Origin of the sequence: Jongsikchunia kroppenstedtii DSM 45133, from assembly GCF_000380485.1 — a bacterium.
Classification (GTDB): domain Bacteria; phylum Actinomycetota; class Actinomycetes; order Mycobacteriales; family Mycobacteriaceae; genus Jongsikchunia; species Jongsikchunia kroppenstedtii.
On the sequence record NZ_AQYG01000051.1, the window covers coordinates 63,664 to 82,537 of the forward strand.

The window sequence follows — 18,874 nt, forward strand, 5'->3', positions numbered from 1 at the left end:
TTTGGAGGGCTTTTTGCGAGCTTTTGACGGCGTCACCACCGGCGGCTTGGTCGAAATGAATCTAGGTCGCGTCCCAGTCGGCGACATCCGGCGCGGCCGCGGGCGAGGACTGCGCAGCGGGCGACGCCGGGCCCGAACTCGCGGGCGGCACATCGTCCGCACGCGGCGGCATCCTGTTCGGTACGGCATCGGTGCGGCCATTCGCCGCGCGCGTCACGGAGTCGAACTCCGAACGCACCGACTGCATCGACGAACTGACGTCGCGCAGCATCGAATCATCGCCGTCCAGAAGATGTTTGGTGATCATCGCGCGCGGGGTCATCCCCCGCAGCTCGTTCAGCTGCGCCAGCGGTTCCCGCAAGTCGTCGAAGTCGGTGCCGAGGTCGTTCTTGAGCTGATCGGTCGCGCCCGTCGCGTAGTCGCGCACCTGCCGGATCGATTTCATCGTCCACTGCATGGCACCGGGCAGCCGCTCGGGCCCGAGGATCACCAGACCGGCGATCACCAGGATCCCGATCTCACCCCAACCGATGCTGCCGAACACCCTGTCAGAGTACCGCCGCGTCCTGCCGGCCCTCGAGTGCGCTCCGCATCCATCGGAGCACACCGGGCATCGCCCAGCCGGCCGCGATCAGGTGGTCACCCGGCACCGGTCGGTAGTCGACCTGTGCCCCCTGCGAACGCCAGCGCTCGGCGAGCTCCAGCACTCCCTCCTCGGGGATGAACTGGTCGCCCAGGAATCGATCCTTGGTCCCGTGGTACAGCAGGACCGGCATCGTCGGCGCGACACCGCCCGGCTTGTTGGCCGCGACCACCCGCTGGGCGATGTCGGATTCGAACGGGTTCGCGACGGCCGCGAGCACGTCCAGGTCGATGCCGACGATCCCGGATGCCGCCAGCGGCGGCTGCGGCAGGTCCTTGATGAGGGTCGTCAGGTAGAACGCGAAGTCACCGAAGAGCTCGACCATTTCCGGATACTCCCGCGCCTGCCCGATGGTTGCGGCGGCGAACAACCCCGACCCCAGGGCGCCATTCATGCTGCGGTAGAGCAGGGCGTAGTCCGTGGGCGTGCCACCCGCGACGGCGCCGTTGAAGCGCAGCTCCGGCGCATACGTCGGCTGTTCCTGCGCCGCCCATGCGGTGGCGATCGCGCCGCCGCTGTAACCGTCCATCACCATCGGCGAGTCCGCGAGTTTGTCTCGGACGCGGTGCATTCCGCGCACGGAATCCAGGACGGCGTGCGCCGCCATCACGCCCGCCGAGTAGGCCATCCGCGGCCCCTCGTGGTCCGGGACGAGCACCGCGTAGTTCCGGGCCAGCAGAATCGGTAAGAACGGCGGCACGTCGGCATAGACGCCGCGCGCCACCCGGTACGACGGCGCGGCCCGCAGCCCCAGCGAATTGATGGGTTGATTGCGCACCACCACAGGTCGGCTGCCACGGCCCTGCCAGGGGCGCCGCGGCTCGAAGAGCGTCGCGGTCACCGGGACAGCCGCGCCCACGGTGTCGGTCGACCGCACCATGAAGCGCCGGACCACCACCCCGGGAATCGGCAGACGCGGCGACACCTGTTGGCTACGAACGACTTCGCCGTTGTCGAACGCAGCGAGATCGCCAGGGCTGGAATAGAAGCCCTCCCCCACGATCGGTGTCGGCAGGATCGCCGCGTGGCGATCGGCCAGCTGTTCATCGCTGAGTCGGCCGGCTGCCCAGCCGTTGAGCCGCCGCACGATTGCGGGATTGCGCAACGCGGTGGCCGTGCCGGCGATCCCGGCGACCGCGGCACCGGCTCCCGCCAACGCCGCAGCCGCCGGAGCCCGCACGAGCCTCATCCGGCGGTCAGCGTGACGCTGCCGTCCAGCGACCTGCCGTCGCGCCAATAGGTGAACGGGATGCCCTTGCCGGTGGGCGACTTCCGCACCGCCACGGCCAGTCCCGACGAATCCTCCGTGCTGCGGCCGTTGAAGCTGGTGATCACGTCGCCCTCCTTGAGGCCGGCGCGGTCCGCCGGTGAGCCGCTGACCACGTTCTTCACCTGCGCGCCGCTGACCGCCTTGTTGGCGACATCGGCGACGCTCGCGCCCAGCTGCGGATGCGTGATCTTGCCGTCGCGGATCAGCGCCTGCGCCACGTCCGACGCCTCGTTGGACGGGATCGCGAAGTTCAGGCCGATCGACCCGCCGTCCTGGCCGCCCATCAGCCCGGCGGTGTTGATGCCGATGACGTGCCCGTCCATGTCGACGAGCGGACCGCCGGAATTTCCGTGGTTCACCGCGGCGTCGGTCTGGATGGCATCGAGCACCGCACCGGGCTGATCGCTGTCGGGATAGTTGCCCTCGGAATACGGCCGATGAACGGCGCTGACGATGCCGCTGGTGACGGAGTTGCGCAGGAATTCGGGCTGACCGAACGCCACGACCTCTTCGCCGATCTGCAGCTTGTCCGAGTCGCCGAGCTGCGCCACCGACAGATTGTCGACGTCGTCCACCTTGACGACGGCCAGGTCGGTCGCCGGATCGGTGCCGACGATGCGTGCGGGCAGTCGCGTGCTGTCGTACGTCAGCACCGACAGCACCGCCGACTTGTCGGCCGCCGCGGTCATGACGACGTGGTAGTTGGTGAGGATGTAGCCGTTCTTGTCGATGACCACGCCCGAGCCGCCGGCCAGGGCGTCGTCGGTGCGCACCTCGATCGACACCACGGCCCGCGACATCGCGTTCACCACCTGAGTGACGCGGCTCTTCGGATCGCCCGAGTTGGGCTCCTTCGTCGAGATCGACACCTTCTTGGAGTGCAGCGGATCGGTGACCTCGGCCGTCCAGCGCCCGACGAACCCGCCGATCACCGCGATGACGACCGCCGCGACCGCGATCGCGGCCAAAGCCCGCCACGACACCCGGTTGCCGAACAGCAGCTCGCGGACGCCGATCTTCGGCCCGTAGGACTTCGGTGCGGCCTCCTGGGCGGCTGCGACCGCCGGATCGGTCAGCGTGGCAGGGGCCTGCGGATCCCGCCACGGATCGGGATCGGCCTCCGGCTCGGTCGACTCGCCGTAGCGGGCGTCCGGGTCGCGCTGCAGGGACTCGCTGTCGCCGGGTGCCCGGCCGAACGCCTCGGCGAGGACCGGATCGGGATCGGCGATCTGCGGAGCCGGACCGCGCGCGGCCGATCCGCCCTGGGGACCGCGGGGCGCGAAGGCGCCGTCGACCCCGTCGGGACGGCCGAAGACCGTCGAGGTCTCCGGCGACACCGGCGGACGATGCGGCGCACGCGGCTGCAGCCGCGGCGGCTCATTCGGGGTGCTCACGATGTCGACTCTTCAACGAGGGTCGACTCTTGCACGGGGGTCGCCTCTTCCACGGGGGTCGAATCTACCCAACGGCATGGACGGTCCCAACCGGCAAACCGGCCGTGTCGTTCGATGCTCTGTCGTTCGAACCGCCGATGGCCCCGGATGATCAGCGTGACTTTCGACGGTGAATCGGGAAACCCGGCGCGTCCAGCGGCGACGCGGGCCTGCGCATCCGCTTGCCTGCGGCCTGCCCGTCGCGACGCAGATCGATCTCCTGCGTCGGGATGCGGCCGAGCGCGCCGAGCAGGTCGGACGGGATGGAGATCTCGCCGGACTTGCGCAGCGCCGCACGCGCGGCGCGCTGCTGATCGACCTCGGTCGCACACTCGCGACACACGCTCAAATGATGCGCCGCCCGCATGTGCGCGGACATCCGCAGTTCGCCGTCGACGAATGCCGAGATCGCCTCCGGTGCCAGATGTTCGGTCGGCTGAAACGGGCGGCCGCCCTCGGTACCCGGCGCACGGTAGTGCGGGTTCGATGAGAACACCCCTGAACTGCGGAAATTCATCCGCCCACGCATTCCGCGCGGCGTCTGCTCGCGATCGGCCATCTGTCCTCACCTCCGGGTTGCACCGTTTCCCATGCTATCGGCACTCGCGATGGTCAACGGCCGACAACGGCCAGAAGTTCCGACCCGAGCTATGCCTCGTTGTCGGCGAGCACCGACTGCCCACTGTGATGGCCGGCCGTCGCCAGCTCGCGGCGAATCGTCTGCCGGCCGCGGTGGATGCGGCTGCGCACGGTGCCGAGCTTGACGCCCAGCGTCGCGGCGATCTCCTCGTACGAGAGACCTTCGATGTCACACAGGACGACGGCGGCACGGAACTCCGGCGCGAGCGAGTCGAGCGCCCGCTGCAGGTCGGGATTGAGATTCGCGTCGTGATAGATCTGCTCCGGGTCCGGATCGGTCGCCGGCACCCGCTCGTAGTCCTCGGGCAGCGCTTCCATCCGGATCTTGTTGCGGCGCCGCACCATATCGAGGAAGAGGTTGGTGGTGATGCGGTGCAGCCAGCCCTCGAAGGTGCCCGGCTGGTAGCTCGACAACGACCGGAACACCCGGATGAACGTCTCCTGGGTCAGGTCCTCGGCGTCCTGCGCGTTGCCGGACAGGCGGTAGGCCAGCCGGTAGACGCGGTCGGCATGCTCGCGGACCAGTTCGTCCCAGGACGGCATGAACGCGCTGTTGCCCGTCGCGTCGAAACGCGCAGTCCCCGCCGTGCTCTCGACGGCCTCAGGGGCCTCCGGAGCCTGGGAAACGTTCGGTTGGCCGTTCATCAAAGGGCACGCTGCCTTTCACTCACCCGGATCGGCGAAATCGGAAGAATCCCTATGACAACCCGGCGTGACCCCGGCTTGTTCCCGACATCACGGTCTATTCCTCGCATTGCCAATAACCCTGGTCGATCGGGTTGTGCCAGCCATATGAGCCGCCTGAGGTTTGTCTGAGAAGGTTTACGTTCCTCCTCCGGGCGCGCTTCCGCCGATTGACCTGGTCGTCCGCGCTAACCTCTGAACGTGTCCGACTCACCCAGCACCTCCGTAATCGATGCCGGCAAGCTCTCGCAGTACGCCGAATCGGCGATCGTCGAGGACGATGCGCTGGTCGCCGCGCGCGAACGGGCCGACGAGCTCGGCGCCACGTCGGTCACCCCCGCGGTCGGAGCGATGCTGGCGCTGCTGTCCCGGCTGGTCGGCGCGCGCACCGCGGTCGAGGTCGGAACCGGCACCGGCGTCAGCGGGCTCTGGCTGCTCGCCGGCATGGCCGACGATGCCGTGCTGACCACCATCGACGCCGAATCCGAGCATCATCGCGCCGCCAAGTCAGGATTCGCGGCCGCGGGTATCGGGCCGTCGCGCACCCGCCTGATCAACGGCCGCGCCCGCGAGGTGCTCCCCCGCCTCGCCGACGCGTCCTACGACCTGGTGTTTCTGAACGGCGATGTCACCGACCAGCCGATGTTCGTGGGCGAGGCGCTGCGCCTGCTGCGTCCCGGCGGACTGATCATCGTGCACAACGCATCCGCCGACGGCCGCGTCGCCGATCCCGCACAAGCGGGCGAGGCCGTCGTCGCGGCCCGTGAAGCGGCCCGGCTCATCGCCGAGGACGACGAGCTGCTCCCCGTGGTGATCCCGCTCGGCAAGGGACTGCTGGCCGCGGCCAAGGCCCGCCAGACCGACGCCGACGAATAGTCCCGCGCCGCCTACAGCTTCGTGTCGATCGGCATGAGCTGCGTCAGCTCCGGATACTTGGGATCGAGCGCGTCGCCCGACGAGACGCCCCGCAGTCGTCGACCGACCCACGGCAGCGCGTACTGATGCGTCCACTGCCGGGTGTTCTTGCGGCGCTGTGCCGCTGACACCGACACGCCCAGGGCGAATTCGATCGGTTCCAGCTCGTGCTCGACGCCGAGCGCGTCGAGCACGCCGATCGCCATCCGTTGATGTCCGGCGGCCGACAGATGCATCCGGTCGAATTCCCACATGCGCCGCTCGGCGTATTCGTGCATCCGCCAGAAATCCACGAGCACGATCCCGCGCCGGTCGACTACCTCGCGCAAGAGCTCGTTGTAAATCGCGAGCCGGCCGCGCAGCGCGCCGAACACGGGCGTCCCGCCGGTGTCGTACGCGGTGAAGCTGACCACGGTCGCACCCGAATCCTGCAGCCGGCCGATCGCGTCGTCGTACTGCGCGATCAGCGCGTCGATGTCGACGGTCGGCCGGATCAGGTCGTTCGCGCCCGCGCAGATCGCGACCAGGTCCGGCTGCATCGCGATCGCCGGCTCCAACTGCTCGTCGATGATCGCCGGCATCAGCCGACCGCGCAGCGCCAGATTGGCGTAGCGGAACTCCGGGTCGCGACGGGCCAGCACCTCGGCGACCCGGTCGGCCCAGCCGCGGACGCCGTTGGGGCACCGCGGTTCCACGTCGCCGACGCCCTCGGCGAAGGAGTCACCTACCGCCACAAAGCGTTTGAACATCGGATCGCTCACCACGCGCCTCGCTTCACCTCACCCGCCGGTCGGCGGTTCACACATCGGTCGAGAACCGGATACCGCCCTCGGGAATCGCCACCTGCGGCCATACTCGCGCACCCCGCAGCAGCTCGCAGCGGTTGCCGACGTCGGCCCGGTCCCCGATCACGCCGTCGCGCACCAGGGCCCGCGACCCGATCCGGGCGCCGAAGCCGATGATCGATCGCTCCACGACCGCACCCGGTTCGATGATCGCGCCGTCGAAGACCACCGCCCCGTCGAGCCGGGCGCGTGCCCCGACCTTCGCGCCGTGCCCGACGACCGTGCCACCGATGAGCACCGCCTGCGGATCGACACCCGCAGGATCGAGCACCAGCGATTCGCCGCGCGGACCGGGCAGCGCGGGCGACGGCGCGATGCCGCGGACCAGGTCGGCCGAGCCGCGCACGAAGTCTTCTGGGGTACCCATATCGCGCCAGTAACCAGCATCGACGTGACCCTGCACGTGCCGCCCCCGCGCCAGTAGCCCCGGGAACACCTCGCGCTCGACCGACACCGGCCGCCCCGACGGGATCTCCTCGATGACCGAACGCTTGAACACGTAGCAGCCGGCGTTGATCTGGTCGGTCGGCGGATCCTGCGTCTTCTCCAGGAAGGCGGTGACCCGGCCGGTCGAATCGGTCGGCACGCAGCCGAAGGCGCGAGGGTCGCCCACCCGCACCAGATGCAGCGTCACGTCGGCGCCCGAATCGGCGTGCGTGCCCAGCACCGCCGACACGTCGGTGCCGCCGAGGACGTCGCCATTGAAGACCAGCACGGTGTCGGCCGTCAACGCGCCCAGCACATTCCGGATCGCACCGCCGGTGCCGAGCGGTTCGGTCTCGGTGACGTAGGTGAGCGACAGACCCAGGTCGGAACCGTCGCCGAAATGCTCCTCGAAGACCTCGGCCTTGAAGGAAGTGCCGAGCACGATGTCGGTGATGCCGGCCGCACGGATCCGCGACAGCAGATGCGTCAGGAACGGAACGCCCGCGGTCGGGAGCATCGGCTTCGGCGCCGACAGGGTCAACGGCCGTAGCCGGGTCCCCTTGCCGCCCACGAGAATCACGGCCTGCACGGATGGATTGCCCACGTTCATCATTCCTGCCAGTTCAGAGCTCTTCGGCCCGTTCACGTTTCGCCAATGCCACCGCCACCCGCGACCGGGCGGCCAGCCCGACGCGCAGCACCAGCCGCAGCGGCGCGTACCGCAGCCCTGGGTGCCGGTCTGCGTTGAAGCGGTAGGCGCTGCGATGGTGCGCGGGCAGCATCAGTTCCGGATGACGACCCGCCGCATGGCCTTTCGTATGCACGATCTGCGCCGTCGGCACGAAGACGTTGAGCCAACCGGCCTTTCCGAGCCGGTCGCCCAGATCGACGTCCTCCATGTACATGAAATACCGCGGATCGAAGCCGTCGATATCGTCGAATGCCTTGCGCCGCACCAGCAGGCACGAGCCGGACAGCCAGCCCACCGAGCGTTCGGTGCGGTCTTCGTCCTCCTGGCGGTACCGCCGGGTCCACGGATTCGACTTCCACACCAGGCCCGCCACCGCGTGCCCGATGCCGCCGATCAGGTCCGGCACCCGCCGCGCCGACGGATAGACGGTGCCGTCCGGCTCGAAGATCATCGGCCCGAGCGCCCCGGCCTGCGGCCAGCGCTCGGCCGCGGCGAGCAGCTCGTCGATCGATCCTGGTCCCCATTCGACATCGGGGTTCGCGATGACCAGGAATTCGATGTCGGGGTCGAGGGTCGCGACACCGCGATTCATCCCGCCGCCGTAGCCGAGATTCGCGCCGGTCGGCAGGAAGGTGACGTGGTCGTACTTCGCGGCGGCGGCCTCGGGCGCGCCGTCGGTCGATCCGTTGTCGGCCAGCACCACCTGCGGCTGCAGGGTCGTCGCCTTCTCGAGGGACTCCAGGAATCCCGTCAGGTAGTCGCCCGGGGAGTACGTGACGGTGACAACGGCCAACCGCGGCACAACTGCCGACCGAGGGGCATCTGCCGACCGTCGCCCCTCAGGAGGCTGCGCATCGTTCACGCGCTTAGGGTAACGGCCCCGGCACGCCGTCAGGCCAAGGCCGCCGTGACGGCCTCGCGCCACCCGCGAAGCGGCGTGAGTCCCGCAGCCGACCAGGACCGCCCCGACAACACCGAATAGGCCGGGCGCGGCGCCGGGCGCGGAAAGTCCGCCGAGCCGCAGGGCAGCACCCGCCCCGGGTCGGCGCCGATCTCCCGGAAAACTGCTCTGGCCAGGTCGAACCAGCTCGTCTGACCGCCACCCACGGCATGCAGCACCCCGCCGGGCCGGTCATCGGCTCGCAACAGGGCTGCCAGCTCCAGCAGACCCGCCGCCAGGTCGGCGGCGTAGGTCGGCGAACCGATCTGATCAGTGACAACACTCACGGTCTCGCGTTCCGATTCCAGCCGCCGCATGGTCGCGACGAAGTCCGAGCCGCCCGCCGCGCCGGTGTACACCCAGGCCGTCCGGACGATCGTGGCCCAAGGATCCGCCTCTGCCACCGCCCGCTCGCCGTCAAGCTTGGTCCGCCCGTACACGGTCGCCGGCGCGACCGGATCGTCGATGTCATAGCCGTCGGGCCCGCTCGCCTGCCCCGGATCGCCACTGAAGACGTAGTCGGTCGAGAGGTGAATAAGGCGGGCACCGGTCCGCGCGGTGTGCTCGGCCAGATTGCGCGGACCCGTCTCGTTGCCGGCTCGGGCGCCTGCCAGGTCGGATTCGGCGGCATCGACGGCGGTGTAGGCGGCGGTGTTGATCACGACGTCGCCGGGGCCGATCCCGGCCAGTACGGTCGACACCGCCTCCGGGTCGGCGATGTCCAGTTCGGCCCGGCCATAGGCCTCGACGGGTGACGCGGAACCCGCCTCGCCGAGCTGCACCAACCACCGCCCGACCTGGCCACCGGCACCCGTCACCACTGTCCTCGACACGGCCGTCAGCGTCCCCCAACCAGCCACGATCCGCAAGTAATCTGCAAACGATCGTCAACTCCGCGTCAGTCGCGAGAAAGGATCGGTGATTTTTGAGCCCGGACGCCCCCGATCGTCGTACCGGGGCCCGGCGGCCGCGCCCAGCGGCCCGCCGGACCAGATCCACCGGAACGACATCATTAGGCGATCTGCGGGCACAGATCACCCCGCAGCGCGGCACTCAGATCCTGATCGCGTTCGTCACGGTCGCGGTGCTGCTGGCGACAGGCTACGCCTGGCGCACGGTCAACACGCTCGAGGCCTCGGTTACGAAAATCGCGCTCGGCCAGCTCGGCGGCGGCGACGACGGTGCGGTCGACATCCTGATGGTCGGCATGGATTCGCGCACCGACGCCAAGGGAAATCCGCTGTCGGCCCAGGAGCTCAAGGCGATCCACTCGGCCGATGACGTCGGCTCCAACACCGACACCATCGTGCTGATCCGGATCCCCAATGACGGCTCGTCGGCCACCGCGATCTCCATCCCCCGCGACTCCTATGTGAACGTGCCGGGCATCGGCATGAGCAAGATCAACGCCGCCTACGGCGCGACCAAGGAAGCCAAGCGCCGCCAACTCGTCGAAGCCGGCGACAACATGGCCGACGCCGAGAAGCAGGGCACCGACGCCGGCCGCGAGGCGCTGATCCAGACGGTCGCGAACCTGACCGGCATCAAGGTCGACCACTACGCCGAGGTCGGGCTCCTCGGCTTCATGCTCCTCACCAACGCCGTCGACGGCGTTCAGGTGTGCCTGAAGAATGCTGTGAACGAGCCGATGTCGGGCGCGCATTTCCCGGCCGGGGTTCAGACGCTCAACGGCACGCAGGCCCTCAGCTTCGTCCGGCAACGCCACGATCTGCCGCGCGGCGACCTCGATCGCATTGTGCGCCAACAGGTGTTCATGGCATCGCTGGCGAGCAAGGTGCTCTCCACCGGAACGTTGACGAGCCCCGGAAAGCTCAAGTCGCTCGAGAAGGCGGTGTCCCGGGCGGTCGTCATCGACAACGACTGGAATGTCGTCAACTTCGTCTCGCAGCTCAAGGACATCACCGGCGGCGCGGTGCGCTTCTCGACGATTCCGGTCGTCACCGAACAGGGCTGGAGCGACGACGGCACGCAGAGCGTGGTGCAGGTCGACCCGACGGCCGTCCACAAGTACATGACCAGCCTGCTCACCTCGAAGAAGCCCGGCCAGAGCGGCTTCATCCCGAGCACGGTCACCGCCGATGTGGAGAACGGCAGCACCATCGACGGCCTCGCCGGAGCGGTCTCACAGGTGTTGTCCGGCAAGGGATACACCGCCGGGACACTCACCACCCAGGGGACCAACGACGTGAACAGCGCGGTGCACGCGCGGAAGGACCAGCCGGGCGCGCAGGAGATCGCGAAGGCGCTCGGCGGCTTGCCAGTCGTGACCGACGACTCGGTCCCGGCGGACCACGTCAAGGTGATCCTGACCAACACCTACGACGGGCCGACCGGCGACGGCGGCGCGCCCAGCGCCAGCCAGACGCCGACCAATCCGGCGCCGAACATCACCGCGAACACGACGAACGGCCCCAAGTGCGTGAACTAGCGACCGGTGCCGCAGATAACTGTCAGAGAATCTGCGGTTTGCCGACGATAGATGTCGACAGACCGCAGATTTCTGACTGATATTTTGGCCGCATGGCCGCAACCGTCACCGATGCCGCACTCGCCCACGCCCTGGGCACCGATCCCGCCCAGCCGCTGCTGACCTTCTACGACGACGCCACCGGCGAACGCACGGAGCTGTCCGCGCTGACCCTGGCGAACTGGGCAGCCAAGACCGCCAACATGATTCGCGACGAGTTCGGATTGGCGGCCGGGGACGTGATCGCGGTGGACGCGCCGGTGCACTGGCAGACGGCGGCGGTCCTGCTGGGCAGTTGGTGGGCCGGCACCGAGGTACGCATCGGCACCAACCCCGACGCCGCGCTGGCCTTCGTCTCGCAGGATCGGATCGACGACGCGCAGGCACCGGAGATCGCGGTGCTCTCGCTCGACCCATTCGCGCTCGGCGTCCGCGATCTGCCGGTCGGGATCACCGATTTCGCCTCGACGGTCCGCATCCACGGCGACCGCTTCGCTCCCTCCGACGCCCCCGGGCCCGCCCTGGCCGGCCACAGCCGCGACGAAACGATCGCTGCGGCTACGCAAGCGGCCGCGGGCATCGACCCCCGCACCCGACTGCTCTCGAACCGCGAGTGGGCGACCGCCGACGAGGTCGTCGCGAACCTGCTCGCCCCCTGGATCGGCGGCGCCAGCCTGGTACAGAACCGAAACGGCGATCCGGCACTGCAGGAGCAGCGCCGGATCGCCGAAAAGGTCACGCTCTCGTGGGATTAGCCCACGCTGGCGATCAACGCAGGAGCGCGCGCGACATCACGACGCGCTGAATCTGGTTGGTGCCCTCGTAGATCTGCGTGATCTTGGCATCGCGCATCATGCGCTCGACCGGGAAGTCACGGGTGTAACCGGCGCCGCCGAACAGCTGCACCGCGTCGGTGGTCACCTCCATCGCGACATCGGAGGCGAAGCACTTCGACGCCGAACTGATAAACCCGAGGTTCTTCTCGCCCCGCTCGGCGCGAGCGGCCGAGGTGTAGACCATCAGGCGGGCCGCCTCGACCTTCATCGCCATGTCGGCGATCATGAACTCGACGCCCTGGAACGAGCTGATCGACTTGCCGAACTGCTTGCGCTCCTTGGTGTACTCGATCGCCTTGTCCAGCGCGCCCTGCGCGATGCCGACGGCCTGCGCGCCGATGGTCGGGCGGGTGTGGTCGAGGGTCTGCAGCGCGGTCTTGAAGCCGGTTCCCGGCTCGCCGATGATGCGGTCGCCCGGGATGGTGCAGTTCTCGAAGTACAGCTCGGCGGTGGGGCTGCCCTTGATGCCGAGCTTCTTCTCCAGCGGGCCGACGGTGAAGCCCGGGTCGTCCTTGTGCACGACGAAGGCGCTGATTCCGTTGGCGCCCTTGTCCGGATCGGTCACGGCCATCACGGTGTACCAGGTCGACTTGCCGCCGTTGGTGATCCAGCATTTGGTGCCGTTGAGGACCCAGTCGTCGCCCTTGGCGGCGGCGCGCGTGCGCATTGACGCGGCATCCGAGCCGGCTTCCCGCTCGGACAGCGCGTAGGACGCCATCGCCTCGCCGGACGCGAGGGTCGGCAGCACCTGCTTCTTGAGCTCGTCGGAGCCGTTGAGGATCAGGCCCATGGTGCCGAGCTTGTTGACGGCCGGGATCAGCGAGCTGGAGGCGCACACGCGGGCGACCTCTTCGATGACGATGCAGGCCGCGACGCTGTCGCCACCCTGGCCGTCGTATTCCTCGGGCACGTGGATGGCATTGAAGCCGGACGCGGTCAGCGCGGTGAGCGCCTCCTCGGGGAAGCGCGCCTTCTCGTCGACGTCGGCAGCGTGCGGCTCGATCTCCTTCTCGGCCAGCGATCGAATCGCGGCGCGGAGCTCATCGTGCTCCTCGCCCAGCTTGAAAAGGTCGAAATCCGGGTTGCCCGCCATCGTTGTCTCCTTAAACCGCGACAGAACTCGTCAGCCGCGCCGGGGTTCGGTTGGACGTTTGTCTCGAAAACGATCCTATCGGGACCACCCGGAATTCGGTTAGTCACCGGTAACCAAACAAATGAGCGTCACACTGTGCCGGGGCACAACGGTCGTGGCACACTGAGGCTATTCGATACCGGTTCAATAGGAGCTTGTCCCATGCCCGTGCCCCGCGCCGTCGCGAATTTCAACCGCCGCGTCACCAACCCGATTCAACGCCTGTGGGCCCCCCACCTGCCACTATTCGCACTGATCGAGCACACCGGCCGTAAATCCGGCAAGGCGTATACGACGCCGGTCACCGCGTTCGTCGAGGGCGACAAGATCATCGTGATGCTCAACTACGGGCAGAAGTCCGACTGGGTCCGCAACATCCGCGCGGCCGGCTCGGCCGGCGTGATCCATCGCGGCACGCATTACAAGCTGACCGGGCCCCGGATCATCCCGAGCGACTCCCCCGACCTGCCGCGCGCCGCCAAGCTCGCCTTCGGCCCGGTCGCCGATGGCGCCCTCTACGCGACGATCACGAAGGGCTGAGAGCACGATGGCCGACGACGATCTCTCCGATTTCACCCGCGACACGTTCACCCACGACGGCAAGACCAAGACCGTCTACCGCCTCGGCACCGGACCCGCCGTCATCGTGATGGCCGAGATTCCCGGCATCACCCCGAAGGTCGCCGAGTTCGCCCGCAAGGTCGCCGGGATCGGCTGCACCGCGGTGGTGCCCAGCCTGTTCGGCGCGGACGGTCACGATATCCAGTCCAACGACCGCGGCATCCGCGGCACATTGTCGGATGCCGCCGCGGTGCTGCCGCAGATGTGTGTCAGCCGGGAGTTCACCCGGTTCGCCGTCGGCAAATCGTCGCCGGTGGTGGATTGGCTTCGCGCACTGGCCAAAGCAGAGCATGAGCGCTGCGGCGGACCCGGCGTCGGCGCGATCGGGATGTGTTTCACCGGCGGCTTCGCGCTGGCGATGGCGGTCGACGACCGCGTGCTGGCACCGGTGCTGTCGCAGCCCTCGATGCCACTGGGCATCACGCCCAGTCGACGACGCAACATCGACATCTCCCCCGCCGACCTGTCGGTGGTCAAGGATCGCTGCGCCGCAGGCGGTCTGCAGGTGCTGGGCATGCGATTCAAGAGCGATCGGCTGGTGCCCGGCGCGCGCTTCGAGTTCCTGCGCGAGCAGCTGGGCGATGCGTTCGTCGCGATCGAGCTGGAGGACGAGGACGCCAACCCGGACGCGCTGATCCCGCCGCATTCGGTGGTCACCGAGCATCTGATCGACGAACCCGGACAGCCGACGCACGATGCGCTGCAGCAGGTTCTCGATATGTTCGCCACCAAACTCGGGGTGTCGGCCGCCAAGTAACATGCGGCCGGTGATTGATCCGGCACCACTCGACGATCCGATCCGCAACTCGCTGACCGGTCCGCACCGCCAGTTCGCGCTCACTTCCGGGCCCATCAGCCGCTATCGGCCCGACGTCTCGGTGTTCTTCGGGCATCCCCGCGAAATGGACGCCGCTGCGTGGGCGGGACTCGCCGACCTGGCCGGCCCGGGCGGCCGCGCCGGACTGCGGGGCCGCACGGACCCGCTGCCCGACGGCTGGCGGATCCTGGAAACCTTTGAGCTGGTTCAGTATTCGGGTATCGATGTGGAGTCCGGGCCGGTCGAGGGCCTGGTACGTCTCGGATACGACGACGTGCCCGAGATGGCCCGGCTGGTGGAGCTCACCAAGCCCGGCCCGTTCCTGCAGCGCACCATCGACCTCGGCAGCTATCTCGGGGTGCGCGACGACGACGGCTCGCTCATCGCGATGGCCGGCGAACGCATGCGGCCGTCGACCCACTGGCGCGAGATCAGCGCCGTCTGCACGGCGCCGCAGGCCCGCGGTCGCGGCCTGGCGGCCCGGCTGATCCGGGGCGTCGTCGCCGGCATCCGGGAGCGCGGCGAGGAGCCGTTCCTGCACACCACGACCGACAACCCGGCCACGCGGCTCTATGAGTCGCTCGGCTTCACGCGGCGCAGCGAAGTGCCGCTGGAGATCGTGCGCATCCCCGACTGACGCCGGGTGCGGACCGATTCGCCTCAGCCGAGGAGCTTGCGGCGCAGCGCTTCGTCCTTCTCCAGGACCATCGTCTCGAGCCCCGCCTGAAAGTCCGACATCCGTTGCCGCAGGGCAGGATCCGATGCCGCCAGGATGCGGACCGCCAGCAGTCCGGCGTTGCGAGCGCCGCCGATCGAGACCGTCGCGACCGGCACCCCGGCCGGCATCTGCACGATCGACAGCAGCGAATCCATGCCGTCGAGATACTTCAGCGGCACCGGGACGCCGATCACCGGCAGCGGCGTCGCCGAGGCGACCATGCCCGGCAGATGCGCAGCGCCGCCGGCGCCGGCGATGATCACCGAGATGCCGCGGCCGGCCGCGTCTCGCGCGTAGTCGAGCATCCGCTGCGGCGTCCGATGCGCCGACACCACGCCGACCTCGAACCGCACCCCGAACTCCGCCAACGCCTCTGCGGCGGCCTCCATCGTCGGCCAGTCGGAGTCGCTGCCCATGATGAGACCCACCTGTGGCCCGGTCGGCCCCCCGGCCGGAACGGCCCGGTCTGTGTCAGCCATGCTCATTCCACCCATCCGTCCACTCGGCGTGCGACATCCAGTGCGCGGCCCGCTCGGCCCGCTCGCGTACCGCAGCCACATACCGCGGGTCATCGAGCGAACCGTCCTGCCCGCCGACGATGTTGATGTGCCCGATCTTACGGTCCGGCCGGGCGCCCTTACCGTAGAGATGCACCTTGGCATCGGGCATCCGGGCGCACAGATGATGCAGCCGCTCGTCCATCGACATCGCCGGTTCTGTCTGCGCGCCAAGGATATTGGCCATCACAGTGACCGGCGCCCGGGCGGCGGTGTCGCCGAGCGGATAGTCCAGGACCGCCCGCAGATGCTGCTCGAACTGGCTCGTGACGGCGCCGTCCATGCTCCAGTGGCCGCTGTTGTGCGGCCGCATCGCCAGCTCGTTGACGAGGACGTCGCCCGACACCGTCTCGAACAACTCCACGGCCATCACGCCGACCACACCGAGTTCGGTGGCCACCTGCAGCGCCAGCGCCTCGGCATGCCGCGCGAGATCGTCCGCGAGATCCGGCGCCGGAGCGATCACCACCGCGCACTGACCGTGCCGCTGCACCGTTTCGACCACCGGCCAGGTGGCTCCTTGCCCGAACGGCGACCGCGCCACCATCGCCGACAGCTCCCGACGCATGTCCACCCGCTGCTCGGCCAGCAGCGGCGTGCCCGCGGAGTCCGCCAGCACCCGCAGGGCTTCGTCGCGACCATCGACCAGCCACACGCCGCGGCCGTCGTAGCCGCCGCGGATCGACTTGAGCACGATCTGCCAGCCGTGCCGCTCGCCGAACTCGATGAGCGACGCCTCGTCGGTCAGCTCAGCGAAGTCCGGCACGGGTAGCCCGAGCTCGGACAGCCGCCGACGCATCCGAAGCTTGTCCTGGGCGTAGATCAGGGCGGTCGGGGGCGGTGACACGGTGATGCCCTCGGCGACCAGCGTCTCCAGATGCTCTACCGGCACATGCTCGTGATCGAAGGTCAGGGCGGCGGCGCCGGAAGCCGCGGCCCGCAGGTCGTCCAGGCTCTCGTGCGACCCGAAAACGACATCGGGAGTGACCTGCGCGGCCGGCTCGTCGGCGGATGCGGCCAGCACCCGCAGCCGCTGGCCGAGCGCCACCGCGGCCTGGTGCGTCATCCGCGCGAGCTGTCCGCCGCCGATCATCGTCACGGTGGGCATCCGCCCCGCATTGGTGGCGCGCACGCCAGCCATTGGCACCCCCGATCGATCAGTTGTCCCTGATTGTTCGACTGTCACGGCTTCAAATCGTCTCATGTCCTGCGGCGAACCTTCGACATGAGCAATGCGAACAAATTTGCAGTTCGTCCGACAACGGGACGTAGACTCGGCTCTTGTGTCTTTCATCGATGGGTTGATGGCCCGCGCACCGGGGCCCGCCCAGCGGCTCATGATGCGCCACCACGAGCTCATCAAGTTCGCCCTCGTCGGCGGCACCACCATGGTGATCGACATGGTGATCTTCTACAGCCTGGTGTGGACCGTGCTGGAGCAGAAGCCGGTCGTCGCCAAGATCATCTCCGGTGTCGTCGCCACCATCGCGAGCTACATCCTCAACCGCGAGTGGGCGTTCAAGCATCGCGGCGGCCGCGAGATGCATCATGAGGCCCTCCTCTTTTTCGTGATCAGCGGTATCGGCGTCGTCCTGCAGGCGGCGCCGCTCTTCGTGGCGAACAACATCTTCAGCAGCCGCGAACACCTGAGCCTGACCGCCACCGCGATCCTCGACTTCTTCCTCAACTACATCGTCGGCAATCTGCTGCAGATGGCGTTCCGCTTCTGGGCCCTGCGCAAGTTCGCCTTCCCGGACGAGCATCTGCACACCGGGCCGCAGCCGCCGCCGCCCGACGACCTATCGGACGAAGAGCTAGAAGACCGCGAACTCGGCCATTAGACGGCGCCAGCTGAACGACCGGCTGCGTGATGACCAAATCGTCCAGCTGATCGCCGGTTAGCCCGAACAAGACATGCCCTGGCTAGCGCGGCTCCTTGCTCATCGACGGGGCCTGGCTGCGACTGCCGTCATGTGCCGGCACCACGATCGCGAAGGTCGGCGGGCGCCGGGAAACCAGCTCGAGTCGTCCGCCGTCGGATTCGATCATGGCGCGGGCCAGCGACAGGCCCACACCGGTCGATCCGGCGCCGCTGTAGCCGCGCTGGAACACCCGCTGCGCATCCTCGTCAGAAACGCCCGACCCCTGGTCGGACACCGCCAGCCGGATCATCCCGCCGATCTCATGCACCTCGATGGTGCAGTCACCGCCGCCATGCCGCAGCGCGTTGTCGACGAGCACCGTGAGCGCCTCACGCAGCCGCGCCGGCGTCACCCGGGCCACCATCCGGTCGGAGACCTCGGCCCGCAGCTCCCGGCCGTCACGGGCGAATGCCGGGCCGAAATCGCCGACGACCGTGTTGACCTCCGACTGCACCACAATCGGGCCGGCCTCGCTGGTGCCCGATCCACGCGATGCCGCAATCAGCTCGTCGAGCTCCCTGCTGAGCCGCTCGACCTGGCTGAGCGCGGCCTCCGATTCCGTGACCACCGCGGGGTCCTGGTGCAGCGACAGCTCGTCCAGGCGCAGCTGGATCGCGGTGAGCCGACTGCGCAGCTGATGCGACACCTCGCCGACGATCTGCCCCTCTCGCTCTAGACGCAGCGCGATCTCGCGGGTCGCGGCGTCCAGGGCCGAGCTCACCCTGTCCAGTTCGGCCACGCCATAGCGGCGCCCGCCGGATCGCAGGTCGCCCCGGCCGATCCGCGCCGCCCGCTCGGCGACGTCGACCAGCGGGTCGGCCAGCCGGGACGCATTGACGGCCGCGACCACCATGCCGACCGCGATCGACGCGAGCACCGCCGCCGCGACCACGCCGATGGCGGTCCACTGCTTCTCGCGCACCTGCGAGCGCGGGATCTGCACGGTCGCCGACCCGGCGCGACCCATCGTCAGACTCTCGGACACCGACGGCTCGGGCAGGTCCTCGCGGCCCATGACGACCTGGTGATCGGCCTGCTCGGGGGTCGCGTAGCGCAGGATCAACCGGCCGTCATCCGGCACCAGCAGCCGCAGCCCGCCCTCCTGCAGATTGCCCGGCACGCTGCCGTCCGGGCGCTCCTGGGCGATCAACTCCTGCGAGACCCGCTGGAGCCGGTCGTCGAGGTCGTTGTGCGCCTGATCGTCGACCCACCACCAGGCGATGAACATCAGCGGCACCCCGAGCAGCAGGGCGATGCCCATGACCATCGCGACCATGGACGAGAGGATCCGACGACG

At 68.7% G+C, this 18,874-nt stretch carries 19 protein-coding genes and 1 pseudogene; 7 read left to right on the forward strand and 13 right to left on the reverse strand.

The genetic code is table 11. From position 1 onward, the window contains the following. Positions 1-61: 61 nt before the first annotated feature. From tatB to sigE, 5 genes and pseudogenes are all read right to left on the reverse strand, one after another. On the reverse strand, positions 62-544 hold the full coding sequence (gene tatB / locus G341_RS0118240; RefSeq protein ID WP_018180609.1) for a Sec-independent protein translocase protein TatB: 483 nt from the start codon (positions 542-544) through the stop codon (positions 62-64). A 4-nt stretch (positions 545-548) separates the two neighbouring features. After that, positions 549-1,832 carry a lipase family protein gene (locus G341_RS0118245; RefSeq protein WP_018180610.1) on the reverse strand — a complete coding sequence of 428 codons (1,284 nt, stop codon included), beginning with the start codon at positions 1,830-1,832 and terminating at the stop codon, positions 549-551. Further along, positions 1,829-3,307 carry a S1C family serine protease gene (locus tag G341_RS0118250; protein WP_018180611.1) on the reverse strand — a complete coding sequence of 493 codons (1,479 nt, stop codon included), beginning with the start codon at positions 3,305-3,307 and terminating at the stop codon, positions 1,829-1,831. Before G341_RS0118250 ends, G341_RS0118245 begins: the two co-directional genes overlap by 4 nt. Before the next feature lie 151 nt (positions 3,308-3,458). Next, positions 3,459-3,905 (reverse strand): hypothetical protein, encoded by a 447-nt coding sequence (locus G341_RS24000; protein WP_018180612.1) that lies wholly within the window; start codon positions 3,903-3,905, stop codon positions 3,459-3,461. Positions 3,906-4,030: 125 nt separating this feature from the next. Then, a pseudogene (gene sigE / locus G341_RS0118260) lies at positions 4,031-4,630 on the reverse strand (RNA polymerase sigma factor SigE); the annotation flags it as partial. Positions 4,631-4,870: 240 nt separating this feature from the next. Between sigE and G341_RS0118265 the strand changes: the two are divergent. Then, on the forward strand, positions 4,871-5,545 hold the full coding sequence (locus tag G341_RS0118265; RefSeq protein ID WP_018180614.1) for an O-methyltransferase: 675 nt from the start codon (positions 4,871-4,873) through the stop codon (positions 5,543-5,545). Between the two features lie 11 nt (positions 5,546-5,556). Here G341_RS0118265 and G341_RS0118270 read toward each other — a convergent pair whose 3' ends face one another. The 4 genes from G341_RS0118270 to rfbD all read right to left on the reverse strand — a co-directional run bounded on the left by G341_RS0118270 (position 5,557) and on the right by rfbD (position 9,319). Next, the gene (locus tag G341_RS0118270) at positions 5,557-6,333 is read right to left on the reverse strand and encodes an SGNH/GDSL hydrolase family protein (RefSeq protein ID WP_043452073.1); all 777 of its coding nucleotides are present in this window, start codon (positions 6,331-6,333) and stop codon (positions 5,557-5,559) included. 49 nt (positions 6,334-6,382) lie between these two features. Further along, positions 6,383-7,468: a mannose-1-phosphate guanylyltransferase gene (gene manB / locus G341_RS0118275; RefSeq protein ID WP_018180616.1), complete on the reverse strand. Its 1,086-nt coding sequence runs from the start codon at positions 7,466-7,468 to the stop codon at positions 6,383-6,385. A gap of 10 nt (positions 7,469-7,478) precedes the next feature. After that, a complete protein-coding gene (locus G341_RS0118280; RefSeq protein ID WP_018180617.1) occupies positions 7,479-8,348 on the reverse strand; it encodes a glycosyltransferase family 2 protein in 870 nt (289 codons plus the stop codon). An 89-nt stretch (positions 8,349-8,437) separates the two neighbouring features. Further along, positions 8,438-9,319: a dTDP-4-dehydrorhamnose reductase gene (gene rfbD / locus G341_RS0118285; protein ID WP_043452075.1), complete on the reverse strand. Its 882-nt coding sequence runs from the start codon at positions 9,317-9,319 to the stop codon at positions 8,438-8,440. A gap of 92 nt (positions 9,320-9,411) precedes the next feature. On the opposite strand from rfbD, the gene G341_RS0118290 reads away from it, so the two are divergent. Both G341_RS0118290 and G341_RS0118295 read left to right on the forward strand, forming a co-directional pair. Further along, entirely contained in the window at positions 9,412-10,935 is a 1,524-nt protein-coding gene (locus tag G341_RS0118290) for an LCP family protein (RefSeq protein WP_018180619.1), read from the forward strand. 92 nt (positions 10,936-11,027) lie between these two features. After that, positions 11,028-11,729 carry a TIGR03089 family protein gene (locus tag G341_RS0118295; protein ID WP_018180620.1) on the forward strand — a complete coding sequence of 234 codons (702 nt, stop codon included), beginning with the start codon at positions 11,028-11,030 and terminating at the stop codon, positions 11,727-11,729. A 13-nt stretch (positions 11,730-11,742) separates the two neighbouring features. On the opposite strand, the gene G341_RS0118300 is transcribed toward G341_RS0118295, so the two are convergent. Next, on the reverse strand, positions 11,743-12,903 hold the full coding sequence (locus tag G341_RS0118300; protein WP_018180621.1) for an acyl-CoA dehydrogenase: 1,161 nt from the start codon (positions 12,901-12,903) through the stop codon (positions 11,743-11,745). 201 nt (positions 12,904-13,104) lie between these two features. On the opposite strand from G341_RS0118300, the gene G341_RS0118305 reads away from it, so the two are divergent. The 3 genes from G341_RS0118305 to G341_RS0118315 are packed head-to-tail and all read left to right on the forward strand — an operon-like array spanning position 13,105 to position 15,017. Beyond that, positions 13,105-13,482, forward strand: coding sequence for a nitroreductase family deazaflavin-dependent oxidoreductase (locus G341_RS0118305; RefSeq protein ID WP_018180622.1), 378 nt, complete (start codon positions 13,105-13,107; stop codon positions 13,480-13,482). A 7-nt stretch (positions 13,483-13,489) separates the two neighbouring features. Next, entirely contained in the window at positions 13,490-14,320 is an 831-nt protein-coding gene (locus G341_RS0118310) for a dienelactone hydrolase family protein (protein WP_018180623.1), read from the forward strand. A gap of 1 nt (position 14,321) precedes the next feature. Next, a complete protein-coding gene (locus tag G341_RS0118315) occupies positions 14,322-15,017 on the forward strand; it encodes a GNAT family N-acetyltransferase (RefSeq protein WP_018180624.1) in 696 nt (231 codons plus the stop codon). A gap of 23 nt (positions 15,018-15,040) precedes the next feature. Here G341_RS0118315 and purE read toward each other — a convergent pair whose 3' ends face one another. Further along, positions 15,041-15,577, reverse strand: coding sequence for a 5-(carboxyamino)imidazole ribonucleotide mutase (gene purE / locus G341_RS0118320; protein WP_245557052.1), 537 nt, complete (start codon positions 15,575-15,577; stop codon positions 15,041-15,043). After that, positions 15,570-16,796: a 5-(carboxyamino)imidazole ribonucleotide synthase gene (locus G341_RS0118325; RefSeq protein WP_018180626.1), complete on the reverse strand. Its 1,227-nt coding sequence runs from the start codon at positions 16,794-16,796 to the stop codon at positions 15,570-15,572. Before G341_RS0118325 ends, purE begins: the two co-directional genes overlap by 8 nt. A 142-nt stretch (positions 16,797-16,938) precedes the next feature. Between G341_RS0118325 and G341_RS0118330 the strand changes: the two genes are divergently transcribed. Further along, on the forward strand, positions 16,939-17,496 hold the full coding sequence (locus G341_RS0118330; RefSeq protein ID WP_026303863.1) for a GtrA family protein: 558 nt from the start codon (positions 16,939-16,941) through the stop codon (positions 17,494-17,496). Positions 17,497-17,578: 82 nt separating this feature from the next. Here G341_RS0118330 and G341_RS0118335 read toward each other — a convergent pair whose 3' ends face one another. Then, on the reverse strand, positions 17,579-18,853 hold the full coding sequence (locus tag G341_RS0118335; protein ID WP_245557053.1) for a sensor histidine kinase: 1,275 nt from the start codon (positions 18,851-18,853) through the stop codon (positions 17,579-17,581). Positions 18,854-18,874: the final 21 nt, after the last annotated feature.